This window comes from Dapis purpurea BLCC-M126 (genome assembly GCF_050015975.1).
Lineage (GTDB): Bacteria > Cyanobacteriota > Cyanobacteriia > Cyanobacteriales > Microcoleaceae > Trichodesmium.
In genome coordinates, this window is sequence record NZ_JBNHER010000117.1 from 1 (window position 1) to 19,116 (window position 19,116).

The following is a 19,116-nucleotide window of genomic DNA, read 5'->3' on the forward strand; positions in this document are numbered from 1 at the left end:
TAAACATCAAATTGTTACGCTATGTGACGCTTTGTATCGGTTTTATAGAGCAGTATCGCACTGGAATACTCCTAGCCAAAAATTGTGGATATTAGACTTGTCGCTTTATAACTTAAAAAATCCTCAAAACCCTTGATCTGTAAAGATTATAGCTATCAATACTCTAAAATACCTGGAATTATTACTCTGCCTGAGTTTGAGCGATTTTTTCCTCTATTTAGCGACAAGTCTATTATTTGATCCTCATTCCTTAGTCATCTAAAGATGACTTAAGTTATTAGCCAAGGATTTCAATCCTTGGCTTGGCGAACCATCGGATATGACTCCTCCACTATTTGATTTCAACTAACTTGATTAATCGCTGACCAACCTCGCAAAACTTCTGCAACACTCCATGCTTGAGCAATACAACCACGAGGAGTCATCGGTTCATTTCCATCAAAAATCTCACTGATACTACCAACACCATGCACCATTAAATGCTCTGCCATTGGTTTCAATAACTCCTCAGCTTTTGCTGGATTATTATAAATTCTTAAATGGGCTGTAACATAAGCACCAATTAACCAACCCCAGACAGTACCCTGATGATAAGCACCATCTCGTTGATAGATATCTCCTCCATAAACACCTTTATATTCTGGATCGTCGCTAGCAAGACTGCGCAACCCATAAGGAGTTAATAACTTGTGAGTGCATATATCCATCACTTGTTTTTCTTGCTCTGTTGTCAGGAGGGGAGCGTAACTATATTTACCCATTCCAGGCAATGATAAAGCAAATATTTGATTAGGCCGTAAGGAAGTATCATTACCATTAGGTGTATCTAATACATCGTAACAATAACCACCTTCTTGATTCCAGAAACGAGCAAAACCCTTTTCCTTAATCAACCTTGCTAACCTTTCATAATCTAAATTATTCTTACCCAACTTTTGGGCAAACTTATCCATTATTTGCAAAGCATTGTACCACAAAGCACTAATTTCAATCGGTTTCCCAATACGCGGTGTCACTACCCAGTCTCCTACTTTCGCATCCATCCAAGTAAGTTGACTACCTGTTTCACCTGCATAAATTAAACCATCATCAGTATCTAACTGGATATTGTAACGGGTGCCTCGACGATACCAATCAATAATTTCTGCTAAGACTGGGAATAATTCTACTAATAATTGGTCATCTTCGGTTGCTTCATAGTATGCACGAATAGCTTCAAAATACCAAAGTGTGGCATCTACAGTATTATAATCTGGTGTTGCACCACTGTCTGGGAAGCGGTTAGGTAACATTCCCTGATTGACATATTTGGCAAAGGTTTCTAGAATTGAACGCGCTACATTCAGTTGCCCTGTACAGATGGTTAAACCAGGTAAGCTAATCATTGTGTCGCGTCCCCAGTCTTCAAACCAATGATAACCTGCAATGATGGTTTTGCCATCTGGATGTTTTGGGGATTTGCGATCAACTATAAATTTGTTTCCTGCTAATACTAACTGGTTTATCCATTCTGGCGTTGGTTTGGCAACTTGAGGTTTTGTCTGGGATGAACCAGCAGTTAATGATTTCCAGAATTTCACTACTGGATTTTTTTCTTCTGGTTGGGATGTTTTAGCAGTGGCAAATTTTTGTATGATCTGCTGGTCGTAAGCACGACGAGATGCTAATGCTTGCTCACCATTAGTAGTCGGATTTTCCTTCGTACTAGCAACTATAGTTAGAGATTTTCCTACTTCTAATTGAGCATTAAATGTGAGAGCGTGTAAGTGGTCTTCTAATTCCTGTTGCCCCCGATATTTTTCTACTGCTAGGTTAAATCCGTAATACCAATCGTTAGCAGGTGTAGATACTAGGGTTTTGTCGTCTATCTGGGGATTTGTCAGTAGATATAAGGGTGTGGCTTGAGGAAAAGATTTTACACATACTCCTTTGTTAGTTTTGTCAATGTCGATCTGCCAATCATTGGCGTAGGTATTATGATGATGATCTCGATGGTTGACTAATGCTTTGATGGCTAAATTTAATGGTTGGCTACCACTAAGCAGGTTATAATGAATGTAAGTTGTGTTTTCCCCTTGCTCCATCCATATTCGTTTCTCTAAAATTACGTCTGCAAATGAAAATTTCCATACTGCTATTGTGCTTTCTAAATAGAAGCTTTCTATGTGTTTGTAACCTTCTGGATTAATTGTTCCATCGGCCCAACGGTTACAATGTAGGGGGTAGCTTTCTTCTTTATATCCAGCAGTTTCGTCTAGTTTTGTTAGCAGTAGAGTACGCCCTAATGGGGGTTGGAGAGTTGCTATGAGTAGTCCATGATAGCGACGGGTTAGGAGGTTAGATATTGTACCAGAGGCGTAACCGCCTATTCCGTTTGTGACTAACCATTCCCGTGATTCAGCTATATTGAGATTGCTACAATTTTCTCGTTCAAAACTGATGACCATAAAGATATTACTTAGAATATATAGTTGTTCAAGGGTTTTCGTTGTCACCCGACTTCTTTATACCATATCGAGCTGATCGAGGTACTATCTCTAGGATTTTTTCCGTTTTTAATTTGAGCGATCGCTTATACCTGAATATTTTTTATGGTAGTTTAATTTTTATTGATTTAATAGTCATTTATGAGGTAGAATTAATTATTTTATCAGATTTATTTTTCAGGAATGCAACTTTTTTTCTATCCTCACATTAATTTTTTTGTTGGTGCTTTAGAGAATGAAAATCTGGTCATTTTTTGGATGTTGCTTTTGATTTTAGCGATCGCTTCAATTATATAAAATTCGGTTGAATACTTATTAGACATCTCCAAAAATTATCAAGCACTTACTGTAACTATCTTTTAGGTAGCGATGTAGCTGCCGCTAGGCTCCGCCAACGCCACCTGCTCCAGATAGTCATTTTTTATGGGATTTATAGTATTACAGATAGTTATTGTTAATTATTTACCATTTTTATGTGATTATTTATTGATTTTCACCAGAACTAAAGTTATGATTTATGTTAATATTAACGCTCCTATTCTTAACCTCACTAAACCACATATTGTTAAAATTACTTTTTCATAATTACTATCTTTTAATCTGAATCTTTCTCGTGCCACTCTAAATATTTTTATAAGTATTATTACATGTTCTACAAATATTCTTTTTTGAGCTTTTCGTTGATTCTCTTTCTTTACTTTTTCTGGAATTTTCTGGTTTCTTTTTTTTTATTGGGCATGTCAACTCTTTCCTCACCTTGATACCCTTTATCTCCTTGAAATCTTTGTTCTTTATCAATTTTTTTTTGTTGTTTTTTGTTGGGAGTTTATATCACTCTCTGGACCTCTTTCTCCTACTATTACATCCACTATTTCTTCTCCCTTATCTGTGATTACTATCTGATTTTCAAACGTATGATTTTTTTGCTTTCCTGAGTAATATTTTTCTGTTTTTGATCATTTTTTAGCCTGAAAATATCCTGCTCTGTACTATCAAATATCAATTCTATGTGACTTGATATTACCTCAGATTTTACTCCTTTCCCTTATCAAAAAATTAAAGTTACTAAATCCCTGGTTTTATGAACACGGTTTGGAACTTTGTCTTGTCAGGTGCAAGATGTGAGTAAACGTAGGACATGGGGTAAACTACATCTAGGAGTAAATGAAGCTACAAGAGAAATAGTTGCTGCTGTAGTAACAACCAACGATATTAGTGACGAGCAAGTGTTCTGTGACTTGCTTGATGGAGTAGAAGGTGAAATAGCACAAGTATCGGGTGATGGAGCATACGACAAGTGCAACTGCTATGAAAAAGCTCGTCAGAAAGGAGCTAAAATCACCATTGCGCCACGAAAAAACGCAGTAATTTTGCAACATGGTAACTGTAGAGGTACTTCCCATCCTAGAGATGAAAACTTGAGGCGCATTCGTATCTGTGGGCGAAAGAAGTGGAAGGGTGAAAGTGGCTACCACAGGCGTTCTCTATCAGAAACTACTATGTTCAGACTCAAAGCTTGGGGGTAAGTTGAGAAAGCGATTGTTTGACAACCAAGCCGTGGAGTTATTCATTCAATGCACTATACTTAACCCCATGATACAGAATGGTAAACCCGAAAGTTATCAAATAGACATCTAGTCTCCCCCTCCCGTGGGATTATTTGCGTTGGCGGAGCCTAGCGGCAGCTATATCGCCACTTTCATGCAACAAAGTCCAACAACTCTATTAATAATATCAAAATTTGATTAGATGAACCCGCCCCGCTAAACTGTTTATGTTGTGTTGCCCTCCCCCTTTTAATGTTGGTAACAAAACCAAACCTACTGCACTGAAACCACTGCCAGCAGCTAATGACTGCGATTATTATTGTGTTATTGGGGAGGGGGCGGGTTCACTAACTCTTAGTGTCACACCATTAATTTAACGTGGAACCCGCCCCTACTATTTCCACATTCTAATAATTCATTTGTCCGCTCACAACAAATAGTTCTTGTTCTCTACCATTGCGCAGAATTTTGAATTGCAATTCTTCACCTACATCACCATCTTCAACTTTCCTCTGTAACTGTTCGGCACTAACTATTGATTGATTATCAATTTCTACAATTACATCTCCTATCCGCATCCCCGATTTTTCTGCTGGAGTACTAGATAATACTTTCGTTACTAAAACTCCTTTTACCTCTGGCAACATTAAAACAGAATTGGCGTCGCTATTATTTTGTTTAGCAACTTCTGGAGTTAGAGTAATCATCTGAATACCAACAAAAGGATGAGGTACTTGTTCTCCACGAGCTAATACATCTTTAATTTCTTTCGCTTTATTGATAGGAATAGCAAAACCAATACCCATAGCATCAGGTCTAATTGCAGTATTAATTCCAATTACTTCACCCTGATCGTTCAACAACGGCCCTCCAGAATTTCCTGGATTAATTGCTGCATCAGTTTGAATAAAATCTAATCTTTTATCAGGAATTCCTACTGCTGAACTCGGACGTTTCAAGGTACTAATAATTCCTAAAGTAACGGTGTTATTAAATCCTAGAGGATTTCCTACTGCTATTGCCCAATCTCCTACCTGTACTAAATCAGAATTACCTAGAGCTGCTACTGGTAAAATTTCACCTTTTGTCTCGACTTTAACTACTGCTAAATCTGTAACTTTATCAGTTCCTTTTACTTCTCCAATAAACTGTCTCCCATCATTTAAACTGACAGTAACTTTGTCTGCTTTATCTACTACATGAGCATTGGTTAAAATTATCCCTTTCGAGTCAACAATAAAACCCGAACCTTGACCTTTTAACAATTCTTGTGAAGGTGGTTGAATTCTTAAATTTTCATCAAAGAAACGTTCAAAAAATGGGTCTTCAAAAAAAGGATTATTAGGGCGAGTAATTAGTCGCTCCGTGTCAATTCTAACCACGGCTGCACCAACTTTATTGACAGCTTCTGTGACAAAGCTATTACTATTTCTAGTATTGATATTCTCTGGAATAGCTTGCAATGCTAATAAATGAGGATTCGATAACCCTGCAAATAGTCTTGGAGTAGCCATTGCTGGTATTGTTGGTATACAAGCAACTACAAAAGTAAAAACGATAATAATGGCCAATAATTGAGAAATGATTTTGGTAGTTATTCGACAAAAATTTAACAATCTCATAGCATTAATATTTGATTGACTAAGTTAGTAGGTTTGATGTTACAATATTCCCAACAATCCAATATTATACTATAAGTTTATGGTGATATCTGACAAACAAAAAAAACAGCCAGCTAATGATACAGTTGAGACAGATTCCAATTCCGAACATCACCATCACTCTTCTGCTCATCCTCATGTTCATAGTGAAGAATCTCTACAAAGTCTGATTAATAGATTATCAAGAATTGAGGGGCACGTTAGAGGAATTAAAACTATGATCAAAGATAATCGGAATTGCCCTGATGTTTTGATACAAATAGCTGCAGTTCGTGGTGCTTTAGACCGAGTAGCTCGTATGGTTTTAGATAATCATTTATCTGATTGTATTGTTCGGGCAACTCAAGATGGAGATATTGATGTTGAAATTGCTGCTTTAAAGTCTGCTTTAGACCGATTTTTACCTTAAATTAGGGAGTAGGGAGTAGGGGGAAATAATTGATTTTATTTTTTATTATTGGAAATATCCATTGATAGTTGAAGTTTCTGGAGATCTCTAACAAAAAATTTTATTAAAAGAACTTATTATGTGGAAAAACATAGCTTTTTGGTTACTTTGGATAGGGTTTGGTATTTATGCTTTTCTGCTTGCACCCCCAGATCAACCAGATACTTTAGAATTAATCCAAAAATTGTCAACAGGTGAATGGGAAAATATCAATCCTTTGATTATATCTCTATTCAATATCATGGGGATTTGGCCGTTAATTTATAGTTCTTTATTATTCTTTGATGGTAGAGGACAAAAAGTACCAGCATGGTTATTTTCGACATTATCATTTGGAGTAGGAGCATTTGCTATTTTACCCTATCTAGGATTGCGTCAATCTAATCCAAATTTTTCTGGAAAAAAGAATTTATTTCTGAATATTTTAGATTCTCGGATGTTGGGAATGATTTTAATATTAGGTACGAGTATCCTATTAATATACGGTTTAAAAAATGGCGACTGGGTAGATTTTATTCAACAATGGCAAAGTAGTAGATTTATTCATGTAATGAGTCTAGATTTTTGTATGTTGTGTCTCTTATTTCCCACTTTATTAGAAGATGATATGAGTAGGCGAGGAATGGAAAAAAATATTTGGTATTGGGTAGCATTAGTTCCACTTTTAGGTCCGTTAATTTATTTGTCTGTGCGTTCCCCTCTATTATTAGTAGTAGAAACTTCCACAACATTAGACCAACAACAAGCTACTTTCATTAATGGATAATTAATAATTGATAATTGATAATTACCTCTGCTTAAAACTTTAACGGAATTGAATATTCTGAAAGAATTTATAGATAAAGGTAAGTAGCATTTTTGTGATCTAAAAGAGCCAGCTTTTAGCTATCAATAGATGAAAAAGTGATGGTTTTGAGCAAACAACAGCGGAAAAATTTAGGGATAAATATATCCGACTAAATCGTTTGTAATCGACATTTCTAGTGACTACTGACTATTGACTACTAAAAATACTAAAAATACTTTTTTAGCAAGCCCTAGGTACTTTTTCAAAAAAAAAGGCTACAACCTTTGTCTGTAGATCCTTTAAGATTTAATCGGTTAGCTCTAATTATTAATTATTTATTCGGTAAATTAATCAGATGTGGAAACTTGTGAGTTTCCCTACTCCCCTACTCCCCACTTCCCAACTCTCTGTAGTATTTAACTTTTTTCACATTCCCGTTTTGTCACATCATGTCTATACCGAAACATATCCTCCAGTCGAGAGTCTACCCACCAACCTAAAAAAGATTCTGCCAACCAGTCCCCAGGCAAAGAAAATGCGATCGCATCAGTCAACCTAGTCTGACCATCTTCCTCACTAAACTGATGACGATGAGTCCAACTGGCCATTGGGCCTTCTGTCTGTTCATCAGTAAACAGACTATATTTTTCATACTCTGTATGCATAGCCACCCATTTCACAGGAATTGGACCGAGCCAAATCATAAATTCTGATATGGCACCTATTTCAAGTCCACCTTGACGACGAATAATTTGGACTGGTTGCCAAGGTGGGGTAAGTATTTGCAAAATATCCGAACGTTCGTGGAAATTCCAAACCACCTCAACTGGAGCATTGATCGAGGTTGAATAGCGAAAATGCAACATTTTTCAATCCTTTGTCTACTTCACAATTATTGCTTTTAGACTGTATTTTTATTTACAAATTTACTAAATCTTTAAAATTTAGATATTTTTTTAGTGAAATTATAAAGATGCTGTAAAGTATGTGCTGAAAAAACAGAAATATTTCTAATTATTGTGCATAAAAGCTCCCCATTATTTCGGTGTGATTGACATATACTTTATACATTTGAATTTTGATCCTCACATAAACTCAAATTTTTCCGGGTTTAATAATGTATAAATTCTGATTCCAATGGCTAATTTAGAGGCTATTTTAAATTATGACGGTAGAAACATTGCACATTTATATAATTTAGGCAGCGTTCTACAAGTAGTGATTTTTCCTCGACAAAATCCAATAATTTTGTAAATACTATTCATTTAAGACTCAGATTCTGTTCCCTGTTCTATTTCTAATTTTCCCTAGATATCATAGTAAATAACTATGATCAAAGGACTACCTTAAATAAAACAGGGATTTTTCCTAATTATATTATAAAGATTTGGTAAAGATTCTTCAAAATAATTGCTAGTTTGATGAAGATTCGGTAAAAATACTGAGAAAATGTGTCAGTAAAGCTTTTCTTAATTTATGATGTTTATCAAGTTGAATGGTTTAACTGTTAACTAGAAAATCTTGATGGGTGCAAATCATAATGTATCAACACATACTAATAGAAACGGCTGATTTCTGATGAAGTCAAACGTAATTACCTATTTTTTTCTTGTTTTATAAACAATGAAACGTAAATGGAAACAAATCCATTAATAAATTGCAAATTACAGTAGTGCATCAGTCAAGTGTGGGATAAGTAATCAAGTAGTTCCATTTACAAGGAGTGATTTAGCTGTGGGAGATTTTCGATAAGCATGAAAATGGGCATTAGAAATCAAATACAAATACATATTTGTATTTTTTTGCACGTCCATAACAACAGAATAATTTTTTGTGGCAATTCATGCACATTATCGCTATTCATCCAGAAATCCACTGATAATCAGAATTAAGTTAACAACACTCAAGCAAAGCTAAAAAACTTCCACACTTTACTTTATGCAAGACCCAAATTACTATGACTTCATCTAAATCCATGACTCAAAAAACGCAACTAACCCAAGTATCATCAGAATTACAGAACTTAACTGTAACAAAATCGAATACTGCTACTGCTGCCTCTAGTTATGTACTGACTGACTTAGGTACACTTGGTGGCCATTTGTGTGTAGCCAAAGATATCAACGACTCTGCTCAAATAGTTGGTTATTCAATTACCAGTAGCGGACAACGGAGAGCTTTTATCTGGACTCCTACCAAAGGGATGGAAGATATTTATACTCTTAGCAATACCTCTACCTGTGCCTATAGTATTAATGACTATGGTCAAGTAGTAGGATATTTTGTATCTGATAGTGGTCAACGGAAAGCTTTTATTTGGGATCAGACAAAAGGTTTTCAAGATATTAATGCTGAAAGTGATAATTTCAGTGAGGCTTATGGCATTAATAATTTTGGTCAGGTGGTAGGCTGTGCTATCTCCAGTGATGGTAATAGAAAAGCTTTTGTTTGGGATAGCAAACATGGTATGGAGTATATTAATAATGGAAGTGAGATAGAAAGCATTGCATATAGTATTAATAATTCTGGTGAAGTAGTAGGCTATTCTCTTTCCTCAGATTTAATGGTCAAAGCTTTTGTTTGGAATAGTAACAAAGGTGTCCAAGAATTACCAGGTTTTTTAGGTTCAGATATTAATATGTCTGGTCAAGTAGTTGGTTTTTATGCTGTACCTGAAGATAATAACCGGGCTTTTTTATGGAATGGCAGTAACAAATTTCAAGACCTAGGTACTATTTCTGGTAATGTCGATTTACAATTTTTTGATAGCGAAGCTAATAGTATCAATAATTCTGGTCTAATAGTGGGATATTCTGATAGGATAATAGACCTAGAGAAAGAATTATGGGGTAGAAAAGCTTTTATTTGGGATAGTGTTAATAAAATGCAAGACCTAAATGATTTGATTGATACTAATGATCCTTGGATTCTCAGAGAAGCACGAGCTATTAATAATCATGGGCAAATTGTTGGATGGGGAAATAAAGCTCAAAGTCGTCATGCTTTTTTATTGACACCTATTTCTTGAGCTCACAAATTGTCATTAGAGAATTTTTGTTCTGTTTAAATCAAGCAGTTTTGATACAAGTAGCTAAAGAAAAATAATTGCACATTTTTCTTTAATTGAAACTATTTTAGTGCAATATTTACAGATAATTAGAGTAGGTCATCAATTTTGTGTGGGTGCTTCGTTCAACATTGAAATAAATAAACTTCATAAGAATCGCCTATTTTTAGTAATATAAAATAGGCGATTCTTAATGATTATAAATAATGTCTATAATTTCTCACTCTAGGAAACAATATTACTTTCTATTTCCTCTAGAAATTAATCTTAGAGCAATGATAAAAATTAATTACTAATTCAATCATATAAAACAGAGATTATGTTAAGTATTCAGCCATCAAGTATCAGCTATTGCTTTTGATGCCTGTTCAAAGCTATATTAATTGAACCAGAATTAAATATTACTACATAGAGTCGGTTTATTTGATCTTAAAGTCTTCATTTCAACCCTATCCTTAAAAACAACATCTTATTGCTGATAGCTAATAGCTGAATGCTTACGAAATTATTTAATTTTTAAACAAAGCAGTAGCCTCAGCCAAATGCTTCTTCAAAGTTGCCACAGGTAGAGGACCTTGAATATGATTCCAAGGCAAAACTTGTTCTAATTCCCAATCATTAAAAACATAAAAATCCAACTCTGGTAACTCCCCACGCAAGTCCTTAAAAGCCCTTTTATAACTACCCAAAGAATCCCCATAATTTCTGACCAATTCTAACAAATGAGACAACCTTCTATCCCCTCTAGAAATTAACCCTTGAATTACCGACCATTTATAACTTTCTGGACGAAAATCTATCCCCTTTGAACGTAATTTTTTCTCCAAAAACTTTAACCTTTTTTCTGACTGAGAATTTACCCCAAACCATTGAAAAGGAGTATGAGACTTCGGCACAAAAGTGCTACAACCCAAACTTAACCTTAAACCAGGAGCAGCTTTTTTTAAAGCCAACATCATCTTCATAGTTGCATCTAAATCTTCTTCCTCTTCTCCGGGTAAACCTACCATTCCATAAAATTTTATTCCTTTCAAACCACCAGCTTTAGCATTAATAGCAGCTTCAATAATTTCCTCATTTGCCAACTTTTTATTAATGATTTTGCGCAGGCGATCGCTCCCACTTTCCACAGCAATTGTAATTGACTTTGTATCTCGACTCGCTAAAATTTTTGCCAGCTTTTCTGTGACTGTATTTGTTCTAACCGATGCAATACTCAACCGAATATCATCATATTTTGGCTGATTCAAATAATCTAATAAACTGTTAAATTCTGGATGTTGAGTTACCGAAGCACCCAATAAACCCAAACGTTTTGTCACAGTTAATCCCTTTTCAATTGCAGGAATAAGAGACCCTTCTAAACTAGCACTTCTAAAGGGTAAAGTCAGATAACTTGCCAAACAAAAACGACACATTTCCGGGCAACTTCTCACAACTTCTACCATAAAAATATTTTCCCAAGCTGCCTTTTCAGTAACCACAGTTGAAGCAGATAAAGTATTACCTCGATAAGTTTGTTTTTGCACCACAGGAGGAATATCTTTATCTATAGGTTCAATAGATTTAATCACACCATCACCACTTTCATAAATTACTTCATAAAGACTAGGAATATAAACCCCAGGTACTTTAGCTAAATATTTTAATTGTTCTTGTTTTTCGGCACCTCTAACTTCTTGATAAGCATCAATAAAATCCCCCAATAAATTTTCTCCATCTCCCAACAAAATTACATCAAAAAAATCAGCAAAAGGTTCTGGGTTAGCTGTTAAAACAGGTCCGCCACCAAATACTATAGGATGATTTTTGCCTGAACGATTTTTAGCTCTAATTGGAATTTCCAGAGACTCTAGAATACTTAAAATATTGACATAATCAAGTTCCCAGGAAAGAGAAAAACCTAATAATTCTGCTTGTTGTGGAAGAGATTCATTAATATCAGTAAATAAACGACTAACTTGTAGATCGGAACGGATTGCTAAAGTTGCCCAAACAATCTGATAACCAAGGCTAGTTATACCCACACTATATTCATTAGGAAAAGCAAAAATAATGGGAATAGCATTAGATTCAGGGATAGCTGGAGTGAAGAGTAAATTTTCAGTATTAAATAGATTAACAGACATATTTAAACAGTTATCAGTTATCAGTGATCAGTTATTAGTCATAAGTTTATAATACCAGTTTCAAAAAATACTGCTACCCTAACTTTTTTTGTAGTTAGAGGAGACTTGGATTTTGCCATAACAGTTATCCGTTATTTGAGCCTATAAAATTTTACTTTTTACTTTTGATTTTTGCTTTTAACTCCCGTGACACCATCTTAACTATTTGTACTTAAGTTTAAAAAATAAAATTGGTGAAGCTAAACTCAAGGTAGCAACGTTAGTAAAAATTATTGGTAAATTTTGAATAATAATGCCGTAAATTATCCAAAGCAATACACCTGAACAAAAAATAACAAACATTTCTAGGGAGATATCTTTTGTCGAGCGAGTTTTCCAAGTTTTGATAACTTGAGGTAAAAATGAAATAGTTGTGAAAGTGCCTGCTAGTAGTCCTAGAATTGTTACTAAGTTCATAATAAATACCAATAATTGTGATCTAAATTATTCAGCTATCAGCTATCAGCTATTAGCCATGAATTATTGACAAGTATATACTATATTTACTGAGGTATGTTAAAAGCTAAGATTGTTAAAATTAGCTCACGATAAACATCATATTGGTGATGCAAAATAAAGCGACAACCTGTTTCTGTTTCATGGGCATAAGTTAACTCTTTTAAATAGTTCGGATGATGCTTTGTAATTTCCTTAATTTTTTTAACAACAGAAGTAAAATTTTTATTTTTATTGAATATTAAGAGAGCTGTTTTGGTGTCTCGCCATGAAGTGTAACCCAACAATTGATTTATAGCATCTTGAAACTCCTTTTCTCCATGCCAAAATTTACATTCAGCAATAAAAATATTTTTACCATTTTCTCTGATTAAAATATCTGTTTTTCCTTGATTGTTAAATGTTTCACCAGATGCTTTTCCTTTATATTGACCATTGAGTTGAACTAAAAAATGGTCTCTAATATTTTCTTCCTTCATATTTTTGAAAGCTTCAGGACTTCTTTCCATTACCAATGCCATATTATAAATTATAGAAAGAATCTCATCGTAGTCTTCTATATCTAAAGTTGGCTCTGATTCAACGATTCCTTTATTTTCTAAGGGAGGCGGAACTTTATTTTTTTTAGTAAAAGGCACAGAATAAGTTTTAGAAGTATTAGGGTTACGCCTCAGAGGAAAGCCTAAAGATTCAACAAGTTTTTGGTCATTTAACAATTTTTTACGGCGATTTTCTAATTTAGAGATAAATTTTTCTTTGATTGACATTTCAAAAGAAGCTAAATCTTTTGACATTTGCTCTAAATAACTATTAATCTGACTTAAAAATCTCTCAAATTCTAGTTTTAAAGCAGATTGTTCATTAGAATCATGTATTTTATAACTTATTACAATTTCGTTTCCTTTCACTCTACCATAAGGAGGTAGGGTACTATAACAAGAAGGTTGATAACATCAAAAATATGAGTCTCCTTGAAAGGGAACATAGTAAGTAATTTTAGTACCTTTTACTGATGTATTTATTCCAAAATCATAGTCTTTTAAAGTGACTTCTTCAGAATCACTTCTTTCAATATTCTCTTGTAGTATTTTGGGAATATCAGATTTATATTTATTTTCAAAATAATTGCACCAATCCTCAAGACTTGTCTTTAATAAACGCTCGCCATCAAGTTCCATTAATTCATTTTCTAGCTCTTTTTCTCTTCGGCTAATCAAATCAAAAATAGTTTCATTAGTTTCATTTGAAAATAAAAAAGGATTATCATTGATCATTAAGCTACCTCCTAAATAATTGTTTTTGCTTCCTTAACTATTATACCGTTTCTCAAAAAAAATCTATATTTACTTGAGCAATGGAGTAGAGGAATAGGGGATTTGAGGAGAAGTAAAAAGAAGAATAATGAACATTAAATCACCTTAATTTTGCACAAAAGTGATTTATACTGTATTAATTACTTAATAGCTGAAGTGTAAATAAAGTATAGCATTACTTTTGGGTATTGGTATTATATACCCCCGAGATTAAGTTGGCTTATTTTCATATTCATCTATTTTCTTGTATTGCTCTAACTGAATTAGTTTGATAGTTTCAAAAAGTTGATTTGCTTATAAGTATTGAAATTATATGTATGTAATTGAAATGCTTAAATCAACTTTTTTAAGTATGAGATATAGAAAACTTAAAATAGATGAATCTTCATCTTTAGTTGCTTGATACTTAGACTTGAGAAGAGAAACATTTTGCACCTGAATTTCCTATTCGTATTTATCCATAGAAGATTGTTCTTTTAACTAATTAAAACTGATAATTATTGATCTTGACCAATTATAAAAGTTCTGATCAATAAGAGATTGACAAAATCAACCAACCTTTTTATTTGTAACAAAATTATCATTTTTAGTAAAAGCTCCTACTTGTCATAACTTTATTAATTAAGTATCAAAGGGAAATCGGAGATTAATAAGTAGCATTATTTTTAGTATTTAATCTAATTATAAGTATTTGTATTAATTTTTAAAATTACTCCAAAATATTGAGCAAACTAATTAATATATACTTTATGTGCTTAATTTTTCCAGGGATAATTTACTACCTGTGGACGAATAAGAGCAACAACTTGGTTTAGTTATTGACAGACAGGCTAACTTCAACAGAGTCACAACATAACAACACTTTAATAACACCACTAAAAATTTAGAAAATGAAGGCGAAATATATCTTCAAAATCTTGTTGGTGCTCATCCTGCTTGTCAGTTTGACTATTTTTGCTCCCATAGCTCAAGCGGCAGAAAAGGGATTAGATGTCTATTTCTTTTACTCCCAAACCTGTCCCCATTGTGCTAAACAGAAACCTCTAATGGAATATATCGATCGACAGAATGAAGAGGTTAAAGTTAATTCATTTGAGGTAAGTCAAAATCCCAAAATATGGCGAGAATTTCTGGCACAATATCAGATTCCTTCTCAAGCAGTTCCCAGAACATTTATTGGCGACAAAAATTTTATTGGTTATAGCGAAACCGAGGGAGAATTGGAATATAATCCTGTATATAAGGGTTATATCGGCTACCAAAACCAAATTATTCAAGCCATAGAAACAGAATTAGGATACATCGTTAATATTCCAGGAAGAGACAAACCAATTCAACTTCCCTGGTATATTATTTTCTTGCCAATTTTATATTTATGCAGCTATCCACTGCTTAACAAAAAACTCAATAATGAGCAAAGAAAAAGATATTGGTTTGGCGGATTAATTGCTACGATTATTGTCAGCTTATTTTTCTTTATTACCTTCACCCCAGATGCCATTATTAAACAATTTGCTCAAGAACTTCCCTTTCCCTTATTTGTATCTACAATTGCTCTAGCTGATGGCTTTAATCCTTGTGCTTTTACTGTCCTAATTATTCTCTTGTCATTGCTGAGTTATACCAAAAGCAGGAGAGATATGACACTGATTGGTTCTACCTTTGTGGCTACTTCAGGGGTGATGTATTTTCTGTTTATTATGATTATGATTCTGGTGGGTTCTGTATTTTTTGACAAATATGGAACTATCTTTATGCTCGTACTAGGAGGAATTATTACTTTAGCAGGATTAATTAATATTAAAGATTACTTCTTTTTTAAACAAGCATTTTCTCTTTCCCTATCTGAAAAACAGCAGTTATCTATTAGTAAAAAAGCGAGGGAAATTGCTCGTAAACTACAAAATTCCCAGAGTAGTAGGAAAACGTTTTTAGCTGCCTTGGGCGGGACAATTTTATTAGCTATTTTTGTCAACATTGTCGAATTAGGATGTACTGCCATTCTTCCCGCAGTTTACATGACAACCTTGATTCAATACTGCCAAGAAAATATTTGGCTTTGTTTTTCATTCTGGACAGGAATTTATGCTTTAATCTATATTATTCCTCTCCTAGCAATTTTATTGAACTTTATTTATTCCTTCAAATCCTCAAGACTGAGTGAAAGTCAGGGAAGAATACTTAAGCTCATCGGGGGAACATTCATGCTTTTTTTTGGATTGGTGATGATCTTCAAGCCAGAATTTTTAACTTTAGGCTAAATTCGGGAGTGCATTATAAAAGTGTGGGATAACGACATCAGGAGTTGTTTTTGTAATATAATGTCTGCTGGTATCGTTTGTGTAAACAAGAGTGTGAATATCTACAATAAATTTAACTCAAGCCTTCTTTCCTAAATAAATAAAGTCTTTTTTTTTCCTTCTTCCTTGCCCTTATCTTACAAGACTGATGCTACCGGACTTGATATAACAGGGATTTTGAACAACTCTCCAAAAACATTTCGCCTTCAAAGGCAGCGTTGTACAACCCAATTATTTTGATAACAATTGATAGCGATCGCCTTGTTGAGTAAGGAGAGCGAAAAATTTCCCTCAAGGAGAAATACTCAAAAAAGAGGCGATCGCTTCTTTGATAGCAAAAATCAGTTGAGCGTAATTTCTAGGCAGTTGATTCATAGTAGGCTCAATAATAGAGTTAGACATTCGGCAATAACTACTATAAATGCTCAAACTTACGAGGGAGATTACTGGTGAAAACAAGGCAGATTACCTTTACGCTAGTAACTTTAACGATGTGATTTATGATTATACTTCCAATGTCAGTATAAGTAAAGCAGAGAAACCGGGTTTATATGAAATGCCCATATACTGAAATCTATCTCCTATAAACCCGGTTTCTTATAACACTCAACTTACTCAACAGATTTACCTAAATTCAACTGTACCTCCAATTCCTTAATGCGTGCTTGTAATGGTGCCATCATTTCTGCTACTTCAGTCTCAGAATAACGTATCGGAATATGCTGCGGACAATTTCGATCCCAAGCTTCCACAGTAATGATAAATGCACGCTCAACCTTGGCATTATATTCAGGTTCGCTCAACTGCTGCATTAACTCCTGGTTATCATAAACAACCTTTGCACGCCCCCAAATTTTTAAACGACGACGGTTGGCATAATCCATCAAAAACAAGAATACCCGATCATTCTCAGATAAATTTCCAATACTGATGTATTGACAGTTTCCGGCAAAATCAGCAAAGCCCAAAGTCTTCTCATCCAATACTTTCAAGAAACCACGAGGCCCTCCCCGAAACTGAATATAAGGCCAATTATTAGAATTCACCGTTCCCAGATAAAAACTATCACGTTGCTGTATAAACTCTGCTATTTCTGGTGTAATGGTATCATTAGTTACCCCAGTCTCAGCAAACCGTTCGTACATTTGCCGCGATCCGTAACGTTCCTGAAGTTCTTTGACAGCAGGTGTAAATGCGATTTCAGTAAATTTGCGAGCCATGATTTTTTTCCCACTTAAAATATGTAACAAATTCTGAGATTGCCTTCCTAACAGAATCATTGGCAAATCTTGCAATCAGTTTCAGTCGCCATAACCGTTTTGACAAGGCAAAAAGAAACACTCATTTTAAGAGATTGCTTGCTTTCACTCCGTTTCAGTCACAATGACAAAAGAATAGTATCACTAAATACCAGTCATACCGACAAAACCAGGCAACTGCTTAATTCTTTCAATCCAAGCCTGAACATTAGGGTACCCCTCTAGAGAAATTTTACCATCGGATGCCAACGCCACATACGGAAAACAAGCAACATCTGCAATAGTCGGGCGATCTAATGCCAGCCAATTATTTTCTGACAAGTGTTGATCGAGAATTTTCAGAATATTCTCTGATTTCTGAGTTGCAGTTTCAATATTGATACTTTCGGCATTAAACAGATAATAAAGTCTAGCGTGCTCTACTCCCTGACGAATTTCACTTGTTGCTGTTGACAACCACCGCATAACTCTACTCATCGGTTCCGCATCCAATGGCAACCAGTCTTCATTACCATAGCGTCGTGCTAAGTAAACTAAAATTGCTTGAGCATCTTGTAGCACTATATCCCCATCTGTTAGCACTGGTATTTGCCCAAAGGGGTTGAGTTGCAAGAATTCGGGGCTTTTGTGTTCGCCTTTCATTAGATCGACGCGGACAAGTTCATATTCTAATCCTAAAAGCGATAGCATTAGTTGTACTTTATAAGCATTGCCAGATAGTTCGTGGTTATATAGTTTAATCATTTGATTTTCCTAAGATGGTGCTTGAGAACAATAAATTTTGAACCGAACATTCGGTATACTTTTAATGTACTGAACGTTCGGTAGAATGTCAAGAGAATATCAGAAAAAATTTTTTTATGTCCAAAGAACAAGCGATCGCCAAATTAATCCAAGTATTTCGGCAATATGGATATGAAGGGACCACATTAGCCAAACTATCAAAAGCCACAGGATTAGGAAAAGCCAGCCTTTACCACTACTTCCCCGGTGGGAAAGTAGAAATGGGAGAAGCAGTTTTAGAATATGCCAATAACTGGTTTAAAACTACGGTATTAAAACCATTACAATCTGATGGCCAACCAGAAGAAAGAATTATAGCTATGAGCCAAAAAATCAGCGAATTTTACTCTGAAGGCCAAGAAACTTGTTTGTGGTCAGTATTATCAGTAGGGGAAGCGCAAGACCTATTTAATAGCCAAATTCAGAACAGTTTAATGATATGGATAGATACTTTAAGCCAAGTCTTAATAGAAGCGGGGATTGAGGCACAACAAGCTCGTCAAAGGTCAGAAGATGCAATTATTCAAGTCCAGGGAGCATTAATATTAACTAAAGTTCTCAATAATAACAGTCCATTTAAAAGGACTTTGGCAGAATTACCAAAAACGTTGTTAGGCAAATAATTTAGTCTTGAAATAAAATTAATTTTTCTCTGGTTGCAAATTAATTTTATCCGACAGATGCACCAACTTTACAGTATTTTTAGTTTGAGTAAACCACAAAATATTTTGGGATTCAGGAGTCAAAAAATACTTTGTACTTGTGTGATTGATCGATCTGAAAACTACTTTCATTAATTGATAATTGATAATGGATAATTGATAATTACCTCTGGTTAAAA

General features: G+C 34.4%; 17 protein-coding genes. 6 read left to right on the forward strand and 11 right to left on the reverse strand.

The annotated features are described in order from the left end of the window. Nucleotides 1-341: 341 nt before the first annotated feature. Both ACP6PL_RS10680 and ACP6PL_RS10685 read right to left on the reverse strand, forming a co-directional pair. Nucleotides 342-2,447, reverse strand: a complete 2,106-nt coding sequence (locus ACP6PL_RS10680) for an amylo-alpha-1,6-glucosidase (protein ID WP_426545237.1) — start codon at nt 2,445-2,447, stop codon at nt 342-344. A 554-nt stretch (nt 2,448-3,001) separates the two neighbouring features. Beyond that, nucleotides 3,002-3,196: a transposase family protein gene (locus ACP6PL_RS10685; RefSeq protein ID WP_426545253.1), complete on the reverse strand. Its 195-nt coding sequence runs from the start codon at nt 3,194-3,196 to the stop codon at nt 3,002-3,004. A 411-nt stretch (nt 3,197-3,607) separates the two neighbouring features. On the opposite strand from ACP6PL_RS10685, the gene ACP6PL_RS10690 reads away from it, so the two are divergent. Further along, nucleotides 3,608-4,012, forward strand: a complete 405-nt coding sequence (locus tag ACP6PL_RS10690; protein WP_426545238.1) for a transposase — start codon at nt 3,608-3,610, stop codon at nt 4,010-4,012. 428 nt (nt 4,013-4,440) lie between these two features. On the opposite strand, the gene ACP6PL_RS10695 is transcribed toward ACP6PL_RS10690, so the two are convergent. Beyond that, nucleotides 4,441-5,655, reverse strand: a complete 1,215-nt coding sequence (locus ACP6PL_RS10695) for an HhoA/HhoB/HtrA family serine endopeptidase (protein WP_426545239.1) — start codon at nt 5,653-5,655, stop codon at nt 4,441-4,443. 79 nt (nt 5,656-5,734) lie between these two features. Here ACP6PL_RS10695 and ACP6PL_RS10700 point away from each other — a divergent pair, with 79 nt between their 5' ends. Both ACP6PL_RS10700 and ACP6PL_RS10705 read left to right on the forward strand, forming a co-directional pair. Next, on the forward strand, nt 5,735-6,103 hold the full coding sequence (locus ACP6PL_RS10700; RefSeq protein ID WP_426545240.1) for a metal-sensing transcriptional repressor: 369 nt from the start codon (nt 5,735-5,737) through the stop codon (nt 6,101-6,103). Between the two features lie 118 nt (nt 6,104-6,221). Continuing rightward, nucleotides 6,222-6,908, forward strand: a complete 687-nt coding sequence (locus tag ACP6PL_RS10705; RefSeq protein WP_426545241.1) for a DUF2834 domain-containing protein — start codon at nt 6,222-6,224, stop codon at nt 6,906-6,908. Between the two features lie 437 nt (nt 6,909-7,345). On the opposite strand, the gene ACP6PL_RS10710 is transcribed toward ACP6PL_RS10705, so the two are convergent. After that, entirely contained in the window at nt 7,346-7,795 is a 450-nt protein-coding gene (locus ACP6PL_RS10710) for an SRPBCC family protein (protein ID WP_426545242.1), read from the reverse strand. Between the two features lie 1,109 nt (nt 7,796-8,904). On the opposite strand from ACP6PL_RS10710, the gene ACP6PL_RS10715 reads away from it, so the two are divergent. Next, a complete protein-coding gene (locus tag ACP6PL_RS10715; protein WP_426545243.1) occupies nt 8,905-9,957 on the forward strand; it encodes a DUF3466 family protein in 1,053 nt (350 codons plus the stop codon). Nucleotides 9,958-10,505: 548 nt separating this feature from the next. Here ACP6PL_RS10715 and ACP6PL_RS10720 read toward each other — a convergent pair. The 4 genes from ACP6PL_RS10720 to ACP6PL_RS10735 form a co-directional block, all read right to left on the reverse strand. Next, nucleotides 10,506-12,125, reverse strand: coding sequence for a B12-binding domain-containing radical SAM protein (locus ACP6PL_RS10720; RefSeq protein WP_426545244.1), 1,620 nt, complete (start codon nt 12,123-12,125; stop codon nt 10,506-10,508). A gap of 201 nt (nt 12,126-12,326) precedes the next feature. Then, nucleotides 12,327-12,581, reverse strand: coding sequence for a SemiSWEET transporter (locus tag ACP6PL_RS10725; protein ID WP_426545245.1), 255 nt, complete (start codon nt 12,579-12,581; stop codon nt 12,327-12,329). Nucleotides 12,582-12,667: 86 nt separating this feature from the next. Further along, a complete protein-coding gene (locus tag ACP6PL_RS10730) occupies nt 12,668-13,528 on the reverse strand; it encodes a hypothetical protein (RefSeq protein ID WP_426545246.1) in 861 nt (286 codons plus the stop codon). A 45-nt stretch (nt 13,529-13,573) separates the two neighbouring features. Continuing rightward, entirely contained in the window at nt 13,574-13,894 is a 321-nt protein-coding gene (locus tag ACP6PL_RS10735) for a hypothetical protein (protein ID WP_426545247.1), read from the reverse strand. A gap of 929 nt (nt 13,895-14,823) precedes the next feature. Between ACP6PL_RS10735 and ACP6PL_RS10740 the strand changes: the two genes are divergently transcribed. Then, complete coding sequence (locus tag ACP6PL_RS10740) at nt 14,824-16,194, forward strand: glutaredoxin family protein (RefSeq protein ID WP_426545248.1); 1,371 nt, start codon at nt 14,824-14,826, stop codon at nt 16,192-16,194. A 650-nt stretch (nt 16,195-16,844) separates the two neighbouring features. Here ACP6PL_RS10740 and ACP6PL_RS10745 read toward each other — a convergent pair. Beyond that, complete coding sequence (locus ACP6PL_RS10745; protein ID WP_426545249.1) at nt 16,845-17,453, reverse strand: pyridoxamine 5'-phosphate oxidase family protein; 609 nt, start codon at nt 17,451-17,453, stop codon at nt 16,845-16,847. A 183-nt stretch (nt 17,454-17,636) separates the two neighbouring features. Further along, on the reverse strand, nt 17,637-18,236 hold the full coding sequence (locus tag ACP6PL_RS10750) for a glutathione S-transferase family protein (RefSeq protein ID WP_426545250.1): 600 nt from the start codon (nt 18,234-18,236) through the stop codon (nt 17,637-17,639). Nucleotides 18,237-18,352: 116 nt separating this feature from the next. Between ACP6PL_RS10750 and ACP6PL_RS10755 the strand changes: the two genes are divergently transcribed. Next, nucleotides 18,353-18,898, forward strand: a complete 546-nt coding sequence (locus tag ACP6PL_RS10755; RefSeq protein WP_426545251.1) for a TetR/AcrR family transcriptional regulator — start codon at nt 18,353-18,355, stop codon at nt 18,896-18,898. 18 nt (nt 18,899-18,916) lie between these two features. Here the strand turns inward: ACP6PL_RS10755 and ACP6PL_RS10760 are convergent. Then, nucleotides 18,917-19,116, reverse strand: a 200-nt coding sequence (locus ACP6PL_RS10760) for a hypothetical protein (RefSeq protein WP_426545252.1), incomplete at its 5' end; no start/stop codon positions are given.

Coding starts and splice junctions, on each gene's coding strand:
- ACP6PL_RS10680 (WP_426545237.1), bottom strand. CDS start 2,447: ATGGTCATCAGTTTTGAACGAGAAAATTGTAGCAATCTCAATATAGCT.
- ACP6PL_RS10695 (WP_426545239.1), bottom strand. CDS start 5,655: ATGAGATTGTTAAATTTTTGTCGAATAACTACCAAAATCATTTCTCAA.
- ACP6PL_RS10700 (WP_426545240.1), top strand. CDS start 5,735: ATGGTGATATCTGACAAACAAAAAAAACAGCCAGCTAATGATACAGTT.
- ACP6PL_RS10705 (WP_426545241.1), top strand. CDS start 6,222: ATGTGGAAAAACATAGCTTTTTGGTTACTTTGGATAGGGTTTGGTATT.
- ACP6PL_RS10710 (WP_426545242.1), bottom strand. CDS start 7,795: ATGTTGCATTTTCGCTATTCAACCTCGATCAATGCTCCAGTTGAGGTG.
- ACP6PL_RS10715 (WP_426545243.1), top strand. CDS start 8,905: ATGACTCAAAAAACGCAACTAACCCAAGTATCATCAGAATTACAGAAC.
- ACP6PL_RS10720 (WP_426545244.1), bottom strand. CDS start 12,125: ATGTCTGTTAATCTATTTAATACTGAAAATTTACTCTTCACTCCAGCT.
- ACP6PL_RS10725 (WP_426545245.1), bottom strand. CDS start 12,581: ATGAACTTAGTAACAATTCTAGGACTACTAGCAGGCACTTTCACAACT.
- ACP6PL_RS10735 (WP_426545247.1), bottom strand. CDS start 13,894: ATGATCAATGATAATCCTTTTTTATTTTCAAATGAAACTAATGAAACT.
- ACP6PL_RS10740 (WP_426545248.1), top strand. CDS start 14,824: ATGAAGGCGAAATATATCTTCAAAATCTTGTTGGTGCTCATCCTGCTT.
- ACP6PL_RS10745 (WP_426545249.1), bottom strand. CDS start 17,453: ATGGCTCGCAAATTTACTGAAATCGCATTTACACCTGCTGTCAAAGAA.
- ACP6PL_RS10750 (WP_426545250.1), bottom strand. CDS start 18,236: ATGATTAAACTATATAACCACGAACTATCTGGCAATGCTTATAAAGTA.
- ACP6PL_RS10755 (WP_426545251.1), top strand. CDS start 18,353: ATGTCCAAAGAACAAGCGATCGCCAAATTAATCCAAGTATTTCGGCAA.